Raw genomic sequence first — 20,258 nt, 5'->3', positions numbered from 1 at the left:
GGAAATGATTCTTCATTTCCTGCCCTATGAATTAATGGTGAAACATAATGTCTCATCGCTTTTTCATCTTCGTTTTGTTCAGTTTTCAAAGGTCATTTTGTTCGCCGCCTCATTCAGCAGCAACTCTTATATCTTACACTATCCAGTTTCTAAAGTCAAGAAGTTTTTCAAAAAAATTATTTCTCAATAGATGCGTTTTTGTTATTGTTTAACTGGAACGTTTATAAATATACCATGTTTTTCCAGCCTTTGCAAGCACTTTTCTAAAAAAACTTTCGCATGAGCAAAATTGTTTTTTTACAGAAAATTAACTATTATCTTAAAGAAAAACCACATGGCTTAAATTGCCCATGTGGCTCAACATTTTCTTAATCTCTATGCTTCATTGTAGGGAATAGAAGCACGTCACGAATAGATGGCGCATTTGTTAATAACATAATTAAACGGTCCATGCCGATTCCCAATCCGCCAGTTGGAGGCAAGCCATGTTCTAGCGCAATCAGGAAATCATCATCCATCTCATGCGCTTCATCATTGCCTTCTTCTCGCTCTTTTAATTGTGCTGCAAATCGTTCGCGTTGATCAATTGGATCATTCAACTCAGAAAAGGCATTTGCATGCTCACGACCTACAATGAAAAGTTCAAACCGATCTGTAAAGCGTTCGTCTTCTTTATTTTTCTTAGCTAACGGGGAAATTTCTACTGGATGTCCATAAACAAATGTTGGTTGAATCAATTTTTCTTCTACAAATGTTTCAAAAAATTCATTCACTATATGCCCGTATGTCATATGTTTAGTAACTTCGACGTGATGTTTTTCTGCAAGAGCTCGGGCTTCTTCATCAGATGTTACATGCCAGAAATCTACACCTGTATGCTCTTTTACCGCGTCGACCATATGGATTCTTTTCCATTTTGGAGCTAAGTCAACTTCATATTCGCCATACGTAATGGATGTCGTTCCTAGTGTACGCTCGGCTACATTTGAAACTAAGCCTTCCACAAGTTCCATGACATCTTCAAAATTCTCATAGGCTGCATAGGATTCCAGCATTGTGAATTCAGGATTGTGACGTGTGGAAATCCCTTCATTTCGGAAAACGCGGCCAATTTCATAAACTTTGTCCATTCCGCCAACAATTAGGCGTTTCAAATGAAGTTCTAGTGCAATGCGGAGATATAAATCCATATCCAGTGCATTGTGATGGGTGGTGAATGGTTTTGCCGCCGCTCCGCCTGCTACTGTGTGCAGAACTGGCGTTTCAACTTCTAAATAGCCTTGATTGTCTAAATAATCACGGGTATATTTTAAAATTTTGCTGCGCATAACAAAACGTTTTTGGCTTTCTTCATTTGTAATTAGATCTAAATAGCGTTGACGATAGCGTTGTTCAACATCTTTAAGACCATGATATTTATCCGGCAATGGGCGTAATGCTTTTGAAAGAATCGTAAATGCTTCTGCCTTGATCGACAGTTCGCCAGTATTCGTACGGAAAACTGTTCCTTTAATGCCAACAATGTCGCCAAGGTCGGCTAATTTGAAAATTCCATAAGCCTCTTCCCCTACGTTGTCTTTGCGAATGTAGATTTGGATCTGGTGGAAGCGATCTTGGATATGTGTAAACCCTACTTTGCCTTTTACCCGTTTTGTCATGATGCGTCCCGCAACAGATACTTCAATGTTCGCTTCTTCTAACTCTTCTTTGGTCTTCTCCTTATATTGCTCCACCAATTCTTCTGGACTTGCGGTGCGAACAAATTTTTCACCAAATGGGTCGATACCTTCTGCACGCAATGTATCGACTTTTTCACGGCGAACTATCAGCTGATCATTTAATTCTTCGTGGTTCTCGTGACTCATGTCATGACACTCCTATTCTTTACTAGTATACAGATAAATTCATTATACGCTTTTTTACACCTATATTTCTACCTAAAATTATAAAAAAGTTGCCCTTTCATGAAAAGGACAACTTTACCTGTTATTTCGTCAGTGCTTTTTCCTCATATTGCGCAACAAAATCAGTTAAGATTTGCGCCATTTCTTCTTGTTTTGTCGCTTGATTGACAGCTACTTTTGCTCGCGTACTACCGCGTGCCCCCTTTAAATAATAGGCCGCATGCTGCCGAAATTCGCGAACAGCAATATTTTCACCCTTAAGCGCCACTAAACGATCTAAGTGAAGCAAGGCTGTTTCGATTTTCTCACGCGGTTCTGGCTCCGGCAACAATTCTCCGGTTTCCAGATATTTTACTGTCCGATAGATCATCCACGGATTTCCAAGTGCTGCACGTCCAATCATTACACCGTCCGCACCAGTTTCATCCAGCATACGTTTGGCGTCCTCAGGTGTTCGTACATCTCCATTTCCCATGAACGGAATTTTGAGAGCCTTCTTAACCTCTGCCAGTATTTCCCAGTTTGCTTGGCCTTCATACATTTGTACGCGAGTTCGACCGTGCATGGCAATGGCTTTTGCACCAGCACTTTCAGCTGCTAATGCGTTTTCGACTGCGAATACATGCTCATCATCCCAGCCAATGCGCATTTTAACCGTTACAGGCTTATCTACCGCACGTACAACAGCTGAAACCATATCATGCACTTTATTTGGATCAAGTAGCCATTTTGCACCGGCCTCACATTTGATCACTTTATTAACTGGGCACCCCATGTTAATGTCGATGATATCAGCAGTTGTATTTTCAGCTACAAACTTAGCAGCTCCGACTAACGTTTCTTTCTCTCCACCAAAAATTTGTAAACTTAGCGGCTTTTCTTTTTCATCTATATAAAGCATGTCGAGCGTCTTCGTGTTACGGTATGCAATCCCCTTGTCGCTGATCATTTCACAGCAAACAAGGCCCGCGCCAAATTCCTTGACTGTTAAGCGAAATGCAGAATTAGATATTCCTGCCATGGGTGCTACCACCACTCGATTTTTAATTGGTACATCGCCAATTTGGAACATTCCTAAACGGCCCCTTTCCTCTTTATCCATTACTTTTCATTACGCTAGTGTTATGTTAACACAGATTTTTAATTCCGCAAGTGCTGATTTTACCATTTCAACTGCAAATCGGTTTGGTAAATATTTTGCGCGGCAATCTTTTCTTTCAGTAAAAAAGGAGCTGCATCCTCTGGTGCAATTTCCATGAACGGAATCATTACAAATGCGCGCTCCGTCATATATGGATGTGGTAACGTCAATTTTTCTGTCTCCCGCGTTTCATTTTCATAAGTCAGCAGATCTATATCAATTAGACGAGGGCCCCATTTGAAAAGTCTGACACGGCCAAGTTCTATTTCAGCAGCTAAGCAAAAATCCAATAGTTCCTCTGCTGTGTAAGTCGTTTCAATGCTAATCACGATGTTATAAAAATTATCTTGTTCCTCATAGCCTACAGGATCTGTTTCATATATAGAAGAAACTCGTTTGATTTGAATTGCCGGGGATTTTTTTAAAAGTTCTAGCGCATGTTGAAGATTGGCAGTTTTTTCACCAATATTAGTTCCTAGTGATAAATATGCTTTAGCCATTATAATCACTCTGCTTTCGTTCAATTTCAACAGCGACTGATTCATAATGTCCTGGGATGGGCGGATTAGGTTTGACTACTTTTATTCCTACAGAATTCAGTAATGGATAGGCTGCCAGTACTTCTTTTGCGATCGTTTCAGCTAACGCTTCTATGAGTTTGAATCTGCGCTTTTCTGTAATTTCTTTGACCGTTTCATAAACATCTGCATAGCTGACCGTATCCTCTACTGAATCACTCAATCCCGCTTTTCGTGTGGACAGGTTTAAGACAAGGGATACTTGAAAGCTTTGTCCCAATTTATTTTCCTCCGGCAGTACGCCGTGATAACCGTAAAAATGCAAGTCATTCATTAAAATTTTATCCATTTTGACCATCCTTTTTTTGTATCGATCTTTTTCCCATGATTGCATCTGTCATTTTGACCATTCTCACAATCGGACGTACATCATGGACGCGCGCAATTGTACAGCCTTTTGAAAAGCCGTAAACAACTGTAGCACCTGTTCCTTCCACTCGCTGATCTACAGGTAAATCTAGCACCCAGCCAATGGTGGATTTTCGACTTGTCCCTAGAAGCACTTCATATCCAAGAGCCACGATTTCATCAATTCTCCGCAGTACTTCCAGATTTTGTTCAGGTGTCTTAACAAAGCCAAAGCCGGGGTCCAATATGATATGGTGCTGAGCGACACCCGCTTTTTGGCAAATTGCCACGCTTTCCAACAAATCAGTTTTAACGTCTTCCATGAAATCTTGATAGTTCGTATCCTGCCGATTATGCATTAGGCAAATCGGTGTATGATATTTAGCTGCTACTTCCGCTATCCGCGGATCCGCTTTTGCCCCCCATTGGTCATTTAACATATCCGCTCCAGCTTTAATGGCCTGTTCTGCCACAGTTGCGCGCCAGGTGTCCACTGAAATCCAAATATCTGGAAGCTCTGCACGAACGGCTTCAATCACCGGAATAATCCGAGAAAGTTCTTCTTGCTCAGAAACCTCCTGAAATCCCGGACGCGTTGAAATCCCACCGATATCAATAATACCTGCACCCTCATCAGCCATTTTTATTGCCTGAGAAACGGCTTCTTCCAGTTTTATGTACTTTCCTCCGTCCGAAAAGGAGTCGGGCGTTACATTTAAAATTCCCATGACCATGCCAAGATGTTCCCTTTTCCAAACTTTTTTCAAATACGACACCTCTTTCTGCTCCCTATTATAGCATCAAAATTGGTCTAAAAATTCAATATTGCTTCTGAACGCACAAAAAAACCGATGTGGAAAAGGGAGTAAACCACATCGGCCAAAAAAGGGAGTTTGGGATTTTCATTTAATAGGGGAAAAATGAAAATGTTTGCTTGTTGTTAGCTTATGTCTATATATTAACCGGGTTAGACGAGATTTCAGGGTGTTTTTCGTGAAAGTTCTATGAGATTCTAAGAAACATTTTCTCACTCGCCTATTTTCAAGCAACAAAAAACCGATGTGGAAAAAGGGAGTAAACCACATCGGCTAAAAAGGGAGTTTGGGATTTTCATTTAATAGGGAAAGAAATGAAAATGTTTGCTTGTTGTTAGCTTATGTCTATATAATACTGGTCAAAAAAGTTATTGCGCTGATAAAAAGATTAGAGTTTCCTAAGAAAAGCATTTAAAATTCCTCAGAGTATGTAATCGTATAAAAAAGACTTGCGCATAAGGCAAGCCTTTCAATGATTACTCAAAATTGTACAGTGCCGTGCTTAAATAACGTTCACCGTTACTTGCAACAATTGCCAATACTTTTTTACCTTCGCCAAGCTCTTTAGCAAGGTCTAGTGCAGCTTTAATTGTCGCTCCTGAAGAAATGCCCACTAAAATCCCTTCTTTTTTCGCTACTTCACGGGCAACTTCTAATGCATCCTCACTTTTAACTTTCAAAACACCGTCATAAACTTTGGTGTCAAGCGTGTCTGGGACAAAACCTGCGCCGATTCCTTGGATTTTGTGAGGAGAAGGAGAACCGCCGCTTAAAACAGGGGATTCTTCTGGCTCTAAGGCATAGATTTTTACATCAGGATAGTTTTGTTTTAAAACATGCCCTACGCCTGTGACTGTTCCACCTGTTCCTACACCGGCGATAAATGCGTCTAAGCCAGCTTTACCAAAGGCTTCTACAATTTCTGGGCCTGTCGTGTTTTCATGCACTTCAGGATTAGCAGGATTGTGAAATTGCTGTGGAATAAAATAACCGTGCTCTTTCGCTAGTTCATCGGCTTTGGCAATGGCACCTTTCATTCCTTCTGCACCTGGTGTAAGGACCAGTTCTGCACCATAAGCTTGAAGTAACTTGCGGCGCTCTATGCTCATCGTATCTGGCATGACGAAAATGGCTTTGTATCCTTTAGCAGCTGCGACCATTGCCAGACCAATACCAGTGTTCCCGCTAGTAGGCTCTAAAATGGTGTCGCCCGGTTTGATTAAGCCTTTCTTTTCTGCATCCTCAATCATTGCATTGGCAATACGATCTTTGATACTACCGCCCGGATTTTGGAATTCTAATTTCACATACACTTCTGCGCTGCCCGCTTCAGGCAGACGATTTAATTTTACGATTGGGGTATTGCCGATTAGTTCTGTAATAGAATTTACGATTGTCATTTTTACAGCACTCCTTTAATGGCTTTTCTTTTACTTTAATCAATTCCGAGTGTTTTTGTCAAATTTAATGACTTAAAAAAGGCAGCTATCTAAAAATGAGCGCTGCCTTTTCAAGATGAAGCTGATTATTGTGCTTCTTCGTATAGTTTTTCCAGTTCCGCTTCATCAAAATGGTAATGGTTGCGGCAAAAATGGCATTCTGCTTCTGCGCCATGATCTTCTTCAATCATTTGCTTGATTTCATCTTTTCCAAGTGAGATGATTGCGGCGCCAAAACATTCTTTGGAACAATTACATTCAAATGAGACTGGAATTTTTTCGAGGATTTGCAAGTTGTCTTCTCCGCCCGCCAGAATCGCCAAAATTTCTTCCGGTGTTTTTCCTTCATCAATCAGTCGGGAAACAGTCGGACAATTCTTCAAGTTTTTTTCCAGATCATCAATCAGGGCGTCATCTGCACCGGGCATTAGTTGAATCATAAAACCGCCTGCCGCTTTAATGGAATCATCTGGGTTTACCAAAACGCCTACACCTACGGAAGAATTGATTTGCTCAGATTTAGCAAGATAGTAAGTGAAATCTTCGCCAATCTCTCCAGAAACGATTGAAATTTGTCCGGTGAAATTTTGACCAAAGCCTAGGTCTTTCACGACTGATAGGGTTCCTTCTGTTCCCACGCCACGGCGAACATCTAGCTTCCCGGAGCCATTAAGTTCATCAAAGTGAACATGTGGATTGGTCACATAACCGCGGACATGGCCTTGCGTGTTGCTATCCGCAATAATTGGACCAATTGGACCGTTACCTTCTATTTTGATTGTTATTTTCTGATCTTCTTTCTGCATAGCCCCCATCAAAAGTGTGGCAGTCATTGTTCTACCAAGGGCTGCAGATGAGACGGACCATGTGTCATGCCGTTTTTGTGCTTCATTGATTGTATCTGTCGTAATCGCTGCATAGGCCCGAACACGGCCATTATATGCGAGCGCTTTGATTAAATAATCTGTCATTCTTTAAAACTCCTTTTATATCATTTTGTTTCGCTTATATAGCAAATTAAGTCCTTTAAGTGTTAAAAATGGATCTAGTACATCCACCAAATCGGATTTTTCCGTTATGAGTCGTGCAAGTCCGCCTGTTACAACAACAATCGGATCTGTTGCAGCTTGTTTTTTCATTTCGCGGATAATCCCCTCAAATTGGCCGAGAAATCCGTAGAAAATTCCGGCTTGCATCGAGCTGACAGTTGACTTGCCTATCACTTTATCAGAGGCAGCAATGTCCACGCGTGGAAGTTTAGCTGCGCGGTTGTAGAGGGCTTCGGTTGAAATCATGATGCCTGGCGCAATCGCTCCCCCCTGATAGACACTTTGCTCGTCAATATAACAAAAAGTCGTGGCGGTACCAAAATCGACGACTATCGCCGGCTTGCCATATTCTTCAATTGTCGCAACCGCATTGACAATCCGGTCTGCCCCCACTTCACGAGGATTATCGACTTTCAAATTCAGACCTGTTTTGATGCCCGGCCCCACGATTAACGGTTTAATCTGAAAATAGCGGGTGCACATGGTGGTCATCGCGTGCATCACCGGTGGAACAACGGAGGAAATGATGATTCCTGTTACTTGGTCCGCTTCAATTTTTGCATGTCCAAAGAAGTTTAATACGATCATCCCTAATTCATCAGCCGTTCGCAGACGATTGGTTTCGAGCCGCCAATTATTGGTGAGTTGATCGTTTTGATAAAGACCAAATGTACAGTTGGTATTGCCTACATCTATGACTAAAATCATTTTCCCGCCATCCTTTACGCATAATCTTCTTGTATCATAGCATTTTTTCATAAAATTGCCGAGTGTTTGGTTTTCCGAAAAAAGAGAACCAAGCTGAGTCGCTTAGTTCTCTTTTAATCATTGCTTACTTGTCTTCTTTATTTTCTTTATCTGCATCCGAAGCAGGTTCTTCTGATGCTTTGATTTCTGTTTCATTGGAAGTTGATTCAGAGGTTTCTTCTTTTGCTTGCTCTTCTTTTACCTCATTATCCTTGTGTTCAGCCTTGCCTTCTGCTAACATTTCCTGTTTTTCTTCTTCAAAGGATTTTGGTTCTGAATCCTTTTCGGAAGGGTAGTCTTCGATGACTAATGTGTCAGCATCCGGCGGCATCACACCGTCGTTAAATAGCGAACGGATTTGACGCGCATCCAAAGTTTCTACTTCAAGGAGTGTTTCTGCGATCAATTTGTGCTGTTCTTGGTGTTCAAGAATAATGTTTTTCGCACGATCGTAGCAGTGACGAATCAGGCTTTGGACTTCTGTGTCGATTTCATAAGCAATTTTATCGGAAAATCCTTTATCATTGCCGAAGTCGCGGCCCATAAATACTTGTCCACCGCCAGAAGCAAATTGAAGCGGGCCGATCTTGTCACTCATGCCCCATTCAGTTACCATGCGGCGAGCAATTTCAGTCGCGCGTTCAAAGTCATTACTTGCACCTGTCGTAACTTCACCAAAAGTGACTTCTTCTGCAACACGACCACCCAAAAGTCCGGTGATTCGGTCAAGAAGTTCAGCTTTTGTCATTAGGAAGCGGTCTTCTTTCGGAAGCATGACTGCATAGCCACCAGCTTGTCCACGTGGGACGATGGTTACCTTATGAACAGTTTCGGCTTCGTCAAGTACCATGCCGACAATCGTATGACCACTTTCATGATAAGCAACTGTCCGGCGTTCTTTCTGAGAAATGACACGATTCTTCTTAGCCGGACCAGCTATAACGCGGTCTGTCGCTTCGTCGATATCGCTCATATCAATTTGTTTCTTATCTGCACGAGCGGCAACAAGTGCTGCTTCGTTCAGCAGGTTTTCTAAATCAGCACCAGAGAATCCCGGTGTACGTTGTGCAACAGCTTTTAAGTCCACACTTTTTGCAAGCGGTTTGTTACGCGCATGTACGCGAAGGACTGCTTCACGACCTTTTACATCTGGACGGTCAACCATGATTTGACGGTCAAAACGTCCTGGACGAAGAAGTGCTGGATCGAGTACGTCAGCTCGGTTGGTTGCAGCGATGATAATGATCCCTTCATTACCGCCAAAGCCATCCATTTCAACGAGCAATTGGTTGAGCGTTTGTTCACGTTCATCATGTCCGCCGCCGAGGCCTGCGCCACGTTGACGACCAACCGCATCAATTTCATCAATAAAGATAATACATGGTGCATTTTTCTTGGCGTTTTCAAAGAGATCACGCACACGGCTTGCACCGACACCGACAAACATTTCCACAAAGTCGGAACCACTGATGGAGAAGAATGGCACGCCAGCTTCACCAGCAACTGCACGAGCTAGGAGTGTTTTACCTGTACCTGGAGGGCCGACTAGCAGCACACCTTTTGGAATGCGGGCACCCAGTTCGGAAAACTTGCGTGGATCTTTTAGGAATTCCACGACTTCGACTAGTTCCTGCTTCTCTTCATCCGCTCCGGCTACATCTGTAAAGCGAACTTTTTTCTTCTCGTCGTTGTAAAGCTTGGCCTTGCTCTTACCAAAGCTCATTACTTTACCACCGCCGCCGCCTTGAGACTGGCTCATTAAGAAGAAGAACAGGATGATGATAATTAAGAATGGAATAATGGATGTAAAGAATGTTACCCAACCGCTATTTTGTTTGGCAGGAACGACTTCCATTTTTGTATCACTTTTAGTGGCTGCTTTTTCCATGTCTGTCAAAAGCGTGTCACTATTGATGGCATACGTTGTGAACGTATTTTCATCTTTATTAGCACCTAATCCGGAGCTTTTTTCTTTGCTTGAAGAATCGGACGACTTAAGCTCACCTTCAATGGTATAAACGCTTCGATCAGGCTGAATGGTGAATGATTTGATATCTCCATCTTCAAGTTTTGTCATAAACTCATTGTAACTAATATCTTTAGCGGCCTCTTTATTATTGTTAAGTGACGCGACGATGCCGATAATGACCAAGAAAATTATGACGTAAAATATTGCGTTTCTAAAAAACCTGTTCATTCCTTACCTCCTCCCACGTAAGAAAGTCGACTTATGGCTTTCTAATCATGTACAAAAGCACGGTTCGTTACTCGAACGGACTCTTTCCCTGATTCCAAAACTCATCCGCTGTCTACCTCTCACGAAGATCTTCTATTATAATATTTTTCCTTTTAAATAGGTCTAAAAAACTAAGATTAATGATAGCATACCGCCTATCAATTTCCTACTATTTTGCATGGTTGACATGATTTTTATACCCTATTATTTACTATTTATTCTACTAAAAATAAAATAGTTTATGCAAACGAATTTACTTGCTGTATACTTCTGGTTTTAAAACGCCGATGTAAGGTAAATTCCGATATTTTTCCGCATAATCCAAGCCATAGCCAACAACAAATTCATTTGGAACGATAAAGCCGACATAATCTGCTTCAATGTCAACATTCCGTCCTTCTGGTTTGTCGAGTAATGTAACCAATTTGACAGATTTGGCACGGCGATACTTAATTAAGTCTACCAAATAACTAAGCGTGCGACCACTATCAATAATATCTTCTACAATCAGTACATCACGACCATCTACAGACGTATTTAAATCTTTGATGATCTTCACTTCTCCCGAGGAAACCATACCATTGCCATAACTGGAAACATCCATGAAGTCCATTTCTAGATATGTATCAACTCGTTTGATCAAATCAGTCATAAAAGGCGTTGCACCTTTCAGCACCCCAATGACAAGCGGATTACGGCCATCGTATTCAGTCGTAAGTTCTGCACCTAGTTCACGGATTTTTTTCTGCAATTCTTCTTCACTGATCAGCACTTTTTGAATATCATTATGCATGCTTTTATTTCCTCCTAAATTTCTGTTGTACCTGATTATATATTGCTTTTCCACACGACTTGCTGACACATCATCGTTTGATTTTTTAATACCGGGTACCCATAGGACTTTACCTGTAGAATCTGTGATCACAGGTAGCTGATCCCGTTCGTATTTGGGAACTTTGACATCAATAAAAATATCTTTCAATTTTTTTGTGCCGCCTGTTCCTTTCAACTTTATACGGTCTCCCGGCATGCGGCTGCGAATAATGAGCGGCAACTGTACATCCGCTGCATTCACAATGATGCCGTCAAGTCCAGCCGTTTGAACAACGGAACTTTTTTGCTTCATCTGCAGTTCCGACTCATCAAACAATCGAATTCGATCCCCCGGCACCATTTGATAGTAAAATTCATTCGGGCTGGATTCTTTTTTCTCAAAAAAACAGCTCAACCGCTCATAAGAACGACGAATAATCAGCCCTTTTGAAAGATGTAATTCAGCAGACGGATTATCGCGATGAATCATTTCTAAAATCTGATACTGTTGCTGGGAAGTGATTTCTTTTGGCATGTCTTTGTACAGATATTTTAATAGTAAATGAATTACACGTCGTTGTAAAGGCATCCCTTCATTTTTCAAATTTTCGATGGCTAGATCCGCACATTCATCTCCGAGTATGCAAGTTTGTTCAAAAATCCGCCCTGCCATTTCTTCCAAAAATTCAAAATCAGCACGGGATTCCATGGAAAATCGGTTGAAATGCTCATGGACAGCCGGATTTTCCCTCTGTAGAAATGGCAGGATATCCGCCCGATAACGATTACGGGTGAAACGGGGATCCTGATTAGAGGCATCCACGCAGTAGCTGATCTGTTCCTGCTCGCAGTAGGCAAGAAGCGCCGCTTTCGGTTCAGCAAGAAGCGGTCTCACTGCCTGCCCTGACGGCAACAGTCGACTCGGTGCCATCCCGGACCACCCGGTGCTTGAGCTGCCTCGCACAAGGCGCATCAAAATCGTTTCAATCTGGTCGTCAGCATGGTGAGCTAATACTAATTTGTTATAGCCCTGCTCCTGCATGACTTGTTCAAATTGCTGGTACCGCACAAGGCGTGCTGCTTCTTCCACACCGATTTTTTGTTCAGCTGCCAGCTTGCCAACCGAAATATCTCTTCTGATGATGGGGAGCTGGTAATGGGCCGCCATTTGAGCGACGTGGGCCGCCTCTTTTTCAGCTTCCTCGCGTAGCATGTGGTTGATATGGATGACCGCGGCTTGATCTTGCTTGGCAAAACCGTTTTTTACCAGAAAATGCAGCAATGCCAAAGAATCCGCTCCACCAGACACCGCGATTAGCAGTTTGTCATCGGAGCGAATCAGCTCGTTTTTCTTTATGTATCCGGCAATTCGCTTTTCAAAATCGTCCATGTAGGGAACCCTTCTTTAAATTTCTTGGTAAAAATAAGGATGGGACCGACCGATCAGACTCATCTGATTCAGCTTTCCCACCCTATCTTTAATGGTCAGTTATCAGCCACGTCTTGCGCCGCGACCGCCACGTTTTGATTCTGTTTGACGTTTCAAAGTTGATAGTCGATCTTCACTGTCTTTAAGGAATTTCGACATTTTATCTTCAAAATTTTCAACGGTTTTCTTGTTGTTCGCTGGTTTATTGTATTTTGGCTTGCGATCATAATGACGCTCACGTTCCGGACGGTCTACTGCTTTACGAATAGACAGACCGATTTTCCCGTCATCCCCAACGTTCATAACTTTAACTGTCACTTCATCGCCTACTGTCAGGATATCATTAATATCTTTGACATAGTTATCCGCAACCTCGCTGATATGGACAAGTCCTGTCTTGCCACCTTCCAACTCAACAAACGCACCAAAATTGGTAATCCCAGTAACTTTCCCTTGTAACTTGTTGCCTACTTCGATCGACATAAAAAAAAGCTTCCTCCTTAAAAATCACTCTACAGCTTAATTATAGCTATAATAAAAAGAGTGTCAAACAGTCAAACTTGAGAAAAGCCGATTTCTCAGGCTTGTCAGTTAGACGACTCTTCCTTATTCTCATCTTCAGTTGGGGTGTTGAAAATAATTTCGCCATCTTTGCTTAGATAGTATTCACTTCTAGCTAATTTGGCTATGTAATCATCATCTTGCAGCTTAGTGATCGAGCTCTGTAGCTCAGTCTCCTCTTTTTTCATATCTGCAAGCTTTTTATCCGCCTCTGCTTTCTGTTCTTCCTTTTGTTTTAAAACAAGGGCCTGTTTCGTATAAGCATAGGTGATTCCGCCCCCGACAACTAGTAAAATAACAGCTAACATCATTAGCCTCCGAGCTAAGGCAACGCGACGACGATTTCTGGTTTTTTTCATTGTCTGGGTGTCCTGAACGTAACGATTTTGCATCTTGGCAATTTTCGCTTTTTCTTTTCTCATCTATCGCTCCTCCTTTAACTCATGAATTATTGTTAAAAAGTGGCAGATAAAAATGAATCCATAACAAGATAATAGCAATATTTTGCCTGTTTGTCCATTGTCATCTGGCATTTTTAACATTTTTTTCTTGACAATTTCGTGAAGATAGTTTTTTGGTCCCTTTTTTGTGCAAGAAAGAACCTGTATATTTTGGCAAAACTCGCTTTCACCAATCTATACAGGTTCTTTTTATTCCTGACTATTGCGTTCTTCGCGAATAATCGTATACATTTCGCCTGCTTGCTCTTTGCGCGCATTTTCTTCTAGGCGCTCGATTTTCGCGGTAACGGTTTTGGGGCCAAAGCGAATGACGAGTTCGTCGCCCACTTTGACGTTCGTGCCTGGTTTTGCCACGGAACCGTTGACTTCGATCCGGCCTTTTTCAGCGACCTCTTTGGCAACTGTGCGGCGTTTGATTAATCGGGATACTTTTAAAAATTTATCTAATCTCATTGTAGCAGCCAATTTACTGCACCTACTTTCTATTTTTTCTTGCAACAAAATTACTGATGGTTAATAGTTTTGAACCGAATGGCAGGAAAACAAAATCTTTGGGTCCCAGCAGTCGATAGCGTAAAGCAAAAACGAGAAACACTGCCCCGCCGAGTAGTGCACTGACAATCGCCTGGAAGCTACTGCCAAGTCGCGATGTCATTGGTGCCAGAGCCTCCCACAAGCACGGAAGTATCGCCATCAAAGCAAGCGCGCCTATTAGACGTGCAAGCTGGTGCCATTCGATGATCGGCATGCGTACATTCTGCTTGAGCGCATAGAAGCAAAGCAGCAAGATGATGCCAAGGCCGATGCATGTGGCGGCAGAAGCACCTGCTGTACCGAATGCCGGAATGAGCAGGTCGTTCATGATGATTTTGGCTATGACGCCGATCGCTACTGCAATGGCGGGGACTTTTATTTTTCCAAACCCTTGCAGAATACTGCTGATCATAATGATGAGCGAGCTGAGAAAAACCGCTGGCATGAAAAGCTGCAAGACCAGTGTGCCGTCGCTCGTTTCAAACAGCATTTGGTTGAGTGGTCGCATGATGACTATCAGCCCGACCGTTTCAGCTCCGGCAATGATCATTGTTAATTTTAGTGCCAGCGAGACGGAGCGGCGCAACTGATTGGTTTGCTGATGGACGCGCGCCGAGGTGATCATCGGGACTAACGCCAGCGCCAGGCCTGTCGAGACGACCAGACCAAGCTGCACAATTGGCTGCCCCCTGTCATAGATCCCTTTCAGCGATTTTGCCACCATGTCGGGTACGCCGTTTTCGACCATCAATCGATACACTTGAAAAGAATCGACTAGTTGGAACAAGATCAGCATGGCGCTGACTGTACAGATTGCCAGACTTTGCTTTAAGAATTGCCGGCCGATGCCTGTCTTCTCGCGTTTTGCAGTGAAAGTTCCCCATACACGGAAACCGCCCGATCGCAGATTGGCCTTATAGAAATGACGCAGAATCAAAAGCGCTGCTGTGCCGCCGAAAATTGCCCCACTCATGGCTAGCGTCCCTGTTGTATAAAGATTAAAGCCTGCTGCTGTGCCAATGCCCGCTCCGATGATGATGACGGCCACTCGGATCGTCTGCTCGACTGTCTGAGACACGGCTGTCGGGATCATTTCTTCCTGCCCCTGGAAATAGCCGCGTAAAAATGAAAGCTGCGGCGTGAGCAGAAAAACAAAGCTGATAATGCGGATCAGTTCTGACAAGCCGGGATCGCCCATCATCACGGCAATGAGGCCGGCAAAAATGAAGCAAAACGCAAAGCAGCTATAGGAAACGATTTTCAGCATTCTATAAACGGACTGCAAAATGATTCGCTGTTTGCGCGGGTCATCTTGGGCCTCTGCCAGCATTTTAGAAATGACGACTGGGAACCCGCCAAGCGCAAGCGTCATTGCAATGCCATAAATCGGATAGACCTGCTGGAAGATATAGAAGCCGACATCGCCCACCATATTCTGAAATGGCACGCGGTAGACCGCACTCAATATTTTAGAAATCAGCGAGGCAACTGTAAGCCACATTGCGCCGCGCATTAGGTTTTTGATGGATCGTTCTGACATGCTTGTGCCCGCCTTTCTGCTAACTTGGCAAAACAGGCCCCTTTTTATGATTCACTCTCTGCTGGTACTGTCTCTTTGAGTGCTCCTTGTAATTTTTCAACAAGCGACTTCACATTGAACAGCCATTCTTGGAGCTGCTTATTTTGAATGTTCATTGTCAGTTTCAATTGCGCACCTTCCATGCCAACGCCGACTTGCCGACCGAATTCTCCAATCAGCTGCATGACGACGTCGCCGCGAATACCGTTCGTTCCCTTTTCCGAAAATAGAATGATCAATTTGTTTTTCTCTTGTTTGATCAGCTCAATGCCAACCTTGATGGCGCCTACTTTTAGCTCTGTCACATTAAACAGATATTCGACTTCTTCTGGATATTCCCCAAAGCGGTCGATCATATCCTGCTGCAGTTCTTCTATTTCTTCAGACTCTACTACATTACGGAATCGTTTGTACATCTCAATCTTTTGTCTGCCGTCAGTAATGTAATACTCTGGAATGTAAGCATCGACTTGGATATCAATTTCAACTGGTACAATCGGGTCCTCTTCTTTATGAGGCCGTCTTTCTTCGATGGCTTCTTTTAGCATCTGCGAATATAGGTCAAAACCGACTGAATCGATAAAGCCGTGCTGCTGTGCGCCCAAAATATTGCCGGCCCCACGAATCGAAAGGTCCCGCATGGCGATTTTAAAGCCGGAGCCTAGTTCTGTAAACTCTTTAATGGCTTGTAGCCGCTTTTCAGCTTCCTCACGAAGGATCTTATCTTTTTGATACATGAAATAGGCATAGGCAATCCGGTTCCACCTGCCCACCCGACCGCGGAGCTGATAGAGCTGAGACAAGCCCATATGATCGGCATCCTGAACGAATAGTGTATTGACGTTCGGAATATCAACACCTGTTTCAATAATCGTAGTTGTTACCAGTACATCGAACTCCCCTTCAAGGAAGCTCAGAATGACGGATTCCAGCTCGGTTTCTGTCATCTGCCCATGAGCCACTGCCACACGCGCATCCGGCACGAGTGCTGAAATTTCATCCGCTTTTTGCACGATCGTCTCTACTCGATTATACAAATAATAGACCTGTCCGTCACGCGCCAGCTCACGTTCGATGGCTTCACGGATCAGCACATTGTTCCGTTCCGTGACATAGGTTTGAACCGGGAAACGGTTGGCGGGCGGCGTTTCAATGACCGAAAGATCCCGAACGCCAAGCATCGACATGTGGAGCGTCCGCGGAATTGGTGTCGCCGTCAGGGTTAGCACGTCGATTTTTGAGCGAATCTGCTTGATTTTTTCCTTATGCGTAACCCCGAAACGCTGCTCTTCATCCACAATAAGGAAGCCGAGATCATGATAAACCACATCTTTTGAAAGGAGTCGATGCGTTCCCACCACGATGTCGAGCGTCCCGTTTTTAAGGCCGGCGATGGTTTCATTTTGTTGCTTACGCGTCCTGAACCGACTTAAGAGGCCTAGATTAACAGGAAAACCTTCAAAACGCTCCTTCATTGTTTCAAAATGCTGCTGCGCCAAAATCGTCGTCGGCACTAGAAAGGCTACCTGTTTGCCGTCCATCACAGCTTTAAATGCCGCCCGAAGCGCCACTTCTGTTTTGCCGTAGCCAACATCGCCAACAAGCAGGCGATCCATTGGGCGGACACGTTCCATATCTTTTTTGATTTCACTGATCGATCGCAGCTGGTCGTCTGTTTCCTGATACGGGAAGGCCTGCTCGAACTCACGCTGCATCTCGCCATCCGGACTGAACGAAAAGCCACGTTCTGCTTCCCGCTCGGCGTAAAGTTTGATCAAGTCGTCTGCAATGTCCTGAACGGAGCTTTTAACTTTCGTTTTAACGCGTTTCCATTCTGCGCCGCCTAATTTGTTCAGTCTTGGCGCTTTGCCTTCCGCTCCCACATACTTCTGCACTAAGTCGAGCTGCTCCACTGGAATAAATAATTTATCGTCGCCCTGATAGACGAGCAGCAGATAGTCTTTATGCACGCCGCCAATTTCAAGGGTTTCCATGCCAACATAGCGCGCAATCCCGTGATTCACGTGTACAACATAGTCGCCCACTTTTAATTCTGAGTAACTTTGGATCCGTTCAGCATTGGACAGTTTCTGCCGCTTTTTACTCTTTTTAGGCATCTTTTTATTGAAAAGTTCTGTTTCACTCACGATCGCCACTTTAGCGAGCGGCAATTCAAAGCCGTTTTGGAAGGAACCGATCACAAACTGCACGACGCCGTACTTAGGCACATCCTGTTCACTTTTTAAGATGACACTTTCCATCTCATAATCCTCAAGCGTCTGCTGCATTTTCTGCGCGCGTTCAACAGAGGGCGCTAGTAGGACAACCGCATAGTTATTTTTATGCCAGCTTTCAAGTTCTGTTTTGAGCACATTCATCTGCCCGTGAAACTGTTGCATTTGTTTGTATACCAGATTCGTCGTCTTAGTCACGCGCATACTGGCCATCGCTTTTTGGAAGAGCGACAAATAGATTTTGGCTTGTTTATTTTCTTCCAGCAACTTTTTAAAGTCGTGGCTAAGCGAACTCTCACGCACCATCTCCAAACGACTGAGCATTTCCGTCTGCCATTCTGCCTCTTCGCGTTCAAGTCGTTCTTCCGTTTCTTGAATACGGGCAAACTCATCAAAAATCAGCACGGTTTCTGGCGATAGATAGTCGAACAAAGAGGCTGAATCCGCATAAGCAAATCCAATATATTTGAAAAACATATCTGGTTTGACGCCTGAACGAAGCAGTTCCAAATCGGGCTCCATATTTTCGACCAGATTTTGCTTATCACTTTCAACTTTCATTTGGTTGAGCGTTTCTGCCAATTGCTTTTCCAACCGCTGAACAACACCTGGAAAATCCGTTTCTTCCAGCAGTATCTCTGTAGCCGGCAAAATTTGGAAGGATTCCAGTTTGCTGAGCGAGCGCTGTGTCTCGACATCAAAATAGCGCATCGAGTCGATTTCTGTATCGAAAAGGTCCAGCCGAATCGGATATTCTTCTGTGATCGGATAGATATCAATAATGCCGCCTCGAACACTGAATTCACCTGGCGTATTGACCATGCCGCTCAAATTGTAGCCCATCGTGACCAGATCCCGTTTTAACTGGTCGGGGTCAATTTCATCACCCAGCGTTAGCGCCAAATTGTATTTTTCCCATAAAGAAACGGGCGGTAAAATTTTGCGCAATCCGGCAATGGGTACGATGACGACTCCCGGCTGGTGCGACAACAAAAATTGCAGAGCTTCCACACGCTGCCCTCTAAGTTCCGGACTGGATACGCTGAGCTCTGAAGAAATCAGTTCATCTGCCGGATACAAAAATAGTCGATCACTATCCATCAAAGAAACTAAATCATCATATAATTTTTGGGCATGGTAAAGGTTGTGCGTGACAAGAAGCACGGGTCGATTGGTGCCGCCTTGTACAACACTTGCGAAAAGCGCGCGCGCCGATCCAGAAAGCCCAGTTACAAGCTGCGTCTCTTTCTTTTTATCAAGGGTATCTAAAATGCCGCGAATATCTTTTTGTCCATAAACAAGTTCCTGTAAGCCTTTCAAAATCCATCATCTCTTTTCTTTCTTATTTGTTCAGAAAATTCCTTCTAATGGGCACGCGTCATGATTGTATGCCTAAAAGCGCCGCCTCATCTGGCCGCGCCTTTCTCAGCATACTTAGTTGTATCGATTCATGACTTCTAGAAATGGAATTTTTGTAAAGTCCTCTATTGCGGAAGCACTTTGTTTGATTGCTTCAATAATTGTCGGTTGTTCGGCTTTGGGAAAATCACCTAGTACATAATGAATGATTTCACCGCTAGTCGGCCGGTCGATCCCAACGCGAATCCGGTTGAATTCCTGCGTTTTCAGATGCTGGATGATCGACTTCATACCATTGTGACCGCCTGCACTGCCTTTTGCCCGCAAACGAATTCTGCCAACTGGAAGATCCAAATCATCATACACCACCACGATATCCTCGGGCTGAATATCATAATAATCCATCAATGGTCGGACACATTCGCCTGATGCGTTCATAAAGGTAAGCGGCTTTACCAAAAGCACTTTTTCACCATTTATATTTAGCTGGCTGACCATCCCATTAAACTTGGTCTTTTTCCAAGGCGTCTGGTACCGAAAGCTCAGCTCATCAACCACCATAAAGCCAACATTATGGCGGGTTCGTTCGTATTTTCTACCCGGATTCCCGAGCCCTATAATCATTTTCATATTTGTTCCCCTCAACGAATTAAACCACTTCGCGATGGAACTGGTTTTTTAAGATTATTGTTTTTTTGATTATAACACGGTTTCACGAGATATTAAAGTTGAAGATTTTTTTCATGAATGTTATCTCTTTTCACACTCCTTAACAAACAACCATTATTTCCTTTCGTCCTTCCCAAAATACATTCCCCCTGATCATATTTTTATGTAAAATCCTATGAATTAACAAAATTGTTAAAATTTTCCTCGTTGTTTTATCAAAAAATGCTTTTTGAAGGATTGAAAAGGGCTATTCTTACATAAGGTACAGGGCATTTTAAAAAATCCAAGTATGACGATTACGTATACTGCCCGAAAAACCTAAATCGACAAGTTTGAGAAAGGAGCGGATTTAAACAAAGAGA

General features: G+C 43.3%; 16 protein-coding genes. All 16 read right to left on the bottom strand.

Annotated elements, in window-relative coordinates; translation table 11 throughout:
• Positions 1 to 368 precede the first annotated feature (368 nt).
• The 16 genes from lysS to pth all read right to left on the bottom strand — a co-directional run bounded on the left by lysS (position 369) and on the right by pth (position 19,857).
• On the bottom strand, positions 369 to 1,865 hold the full coding sequence (lysS, locus tag CS921_RS12800) for a lysine--tRNA ligase (RefSeq protein ID WP_099224513.1): 1,497 nt from the start codon (positions 1,863 to 1,865) through the stop codon (positions 369 to 371).
• Positions 1,866 to 1,986: 121 nt separating this feature from the next.
• Positions 1,987 to 2,976: a tRNA dihydrouridine synthase DusB gene (dusB, locus tag CS921_RS12795; RefSeq protein ID WP_099224511.1), complete on the bottom strand. Its 990-nt coding sequence runs from the start codon at positions 2,974 to 2,976 to the stop codon at positions 1,987 to 1,989.
• 89 nt (positions 2,977 to 3,065) lie between these two features.
• Positions 3,066 to 3,545, bottom strand: a complete 480-nt coding sequence (gene folK / locus CS921_RS12790; RefSeq protein ID WP_099224509.1) for a 2-amino-4-hydroxy-6-hydroxymethyldihydropteridine diphosphokinase — start codon at positions 3,543 to 3,545, stop codon at positions 3,066 to 3,068.
• A complete protein-coding gene (folB, locus tag CS921_RS12785) occupies positions 3,538 to 3,912 on the bottom strand; it encodes a dihydroneopterin aldolase (protein WP_099224507.1) in 375 nt (124 codons plus the stop codon). Before folB ends, folK begins: the two co-directional genes overlap by 8 nt.
• Positions 3,905 to 4,705: a dihydropteroate synthase gene (gene folP, locus CS921_RS12780; RefSeq protein ID WP_099224519.1), complete on the bottom strand. Its 801-nt coding sequence runs from the start codon at positions 4,703 to 4,705 to the stop codon at positions 3,905 to 3,907. The genes folB and folP overlap by 8 nt, the downstream gene beginning before the upstream one ends.
• 557 nt (positions 4,706 to 5,262) lie before the next feature.
• Entirely contained in the window at positions 5,263 to 6,186 is a 924-nt protein-coding gene (gene cysK / locus CS921_RS12770) for a cysteine synthase A (RefSeq protein WP_099224503.1), read from the bottom strand.
• Between the two features lie 125 nt (positions 6,187 to 6,311).
• The gene (hslO, locus tag CS921_RS12765) at positions 6,312 to 7,196 is read right to left on the bottom strand and encodes an Hsp33 family molecular chaperone HslO (RefSeq protein WP_099224501.1); all 885 of its coding nucleotides are present in this window, start codon (positions 7,194 to 7,196) and stop codon (positions 6,312 to 6,314) included.
• 15 nt (positions 7,197 to 7,211) lie between these two features.
• Positions 7,212 to 7,982 (bottom strand): type III pantothenate kinase, encoded by a 771-nt coding sequence (locus CS921_RS12760; protein ID WP_099224499.1) that lies wholly within the window; start codon positions 7,980 to 7,982, stop codon positions 7,212 to 7,214.
• Between the two features lie 124 nt (positions 7,983 to 8,106).
• Positions 8,107 to 10,218, bottom strand: a complete 2,112-nt coding sequence (ftsH, locus tag CS921_RS12755) for an ATP-dependent zinc metalloprotease FtsH (RefSeq protein ID WP_099224497.1) — start codon at positions 10,216 to 10,218, stop codon at positions 8,107 to 8,109.
• Positions 10,219 to 10,510: 292 nt separating this feature from the next.
• Positions 10,511 to 12,460 (bottom strand): hypoxanthine phosphoribosyltransferase, encoded by a 1,950-nt coding sequence (gene hpt / locus CS921_RS12750; RefSeq protein ID WP_099224495.1) that lies wholly within the window; start codon positions 12,458 to 12,460, stop codon positions 10,511 to 10,513.
• Between the two features lie 102 nt (positions 12,461 to 12,562).
• Positions 12,563 to 12,982, bottom strand: coding sequence for a S1 domain-containing RNA-binding protein (locus CS921_RS12745; RefSeq protein WP_099224493.1), 420 nt, complete (start codon positions 12,980 to 12,982; stop codon positions 12,563 to 12,565).
• A gap of 104 nt (positions 12,983 to 13,086) precedes the next feature.
• Positions 13,087 to 13,482: an FtsB family cell division protein gene (locus tag CS921_RS12740; protein WP_099224491.1), complete on the bottom strand. Its 396-nt coding sequence runs from the start codon at positions 13,480 to 13,482 to the stop codon at positions 13,087 to 13,089.
• 228 nt (positions 13,483 to 13,710) lie between these two features.
• Entirely contained in the window at positions 13,711 to 13,974 is a 264-nt protein-coding gene (locus tag CS921_RS12735; RefSeq protein ID WP_338037326.1) for an RNA-binding S4 domain-containing protein, read from the bottom strand.
• 22 nt (positions 13,975 to 13,996) lie between these two features.
• Entirely contained in the window at positions 13,997 to 15,595 is a 1,599-nt protein-coding gene (locus CS921_RS12730) for a putative polysaccharide biosynthesis protein (RefSeq protein WP_099224487.1), read from the bottom strand.
• Positions 15,596 to 15,639: 44 nt separating this feature from the next.
• Positions 15,640 to 19,188, bottom strand: a complete 3,549-nt coding sequence (mfd, locus tag CS921_RS12725) for a transcription-repair coupling factor (RefSeq protein WP_099224485.1) — start codon at positions 19,186 to 19,188, stop codon at positions 15,640 to 15,642.
• Between the two features lie 114 nt (positions 19,189 to 19,302).
• Positions 19,303 to 19,857 carry an aminoacyl-tRNA hydrolase gene (gene pth / locus CS921_RS12720; protein WP_099224483.1) on the bottom strand — a complete coding sequence of 185 codons (555 nt, stop codon included), beginning with the start codon at positions 19,855 to 19,857 and terminating at the stop codon, positions 19,303 to 19,305.
• Positions 19,858 to 20,258 lie beyond the last annotated feature (401 nt).

The organism is Listeria costaricensis, from assembly GCF_900183385.1.
Classification (GTDB): domain Bacteria; phylum Bacillota; class Bacilli; order Lactobacillales; family Listeriaceae; genus Listeria; species Listeria costaricensis.
Note: the sequence above shows the minus strand (reverse complement) of the source record. Positions and strands in the feature narration are given on the sequence as shown.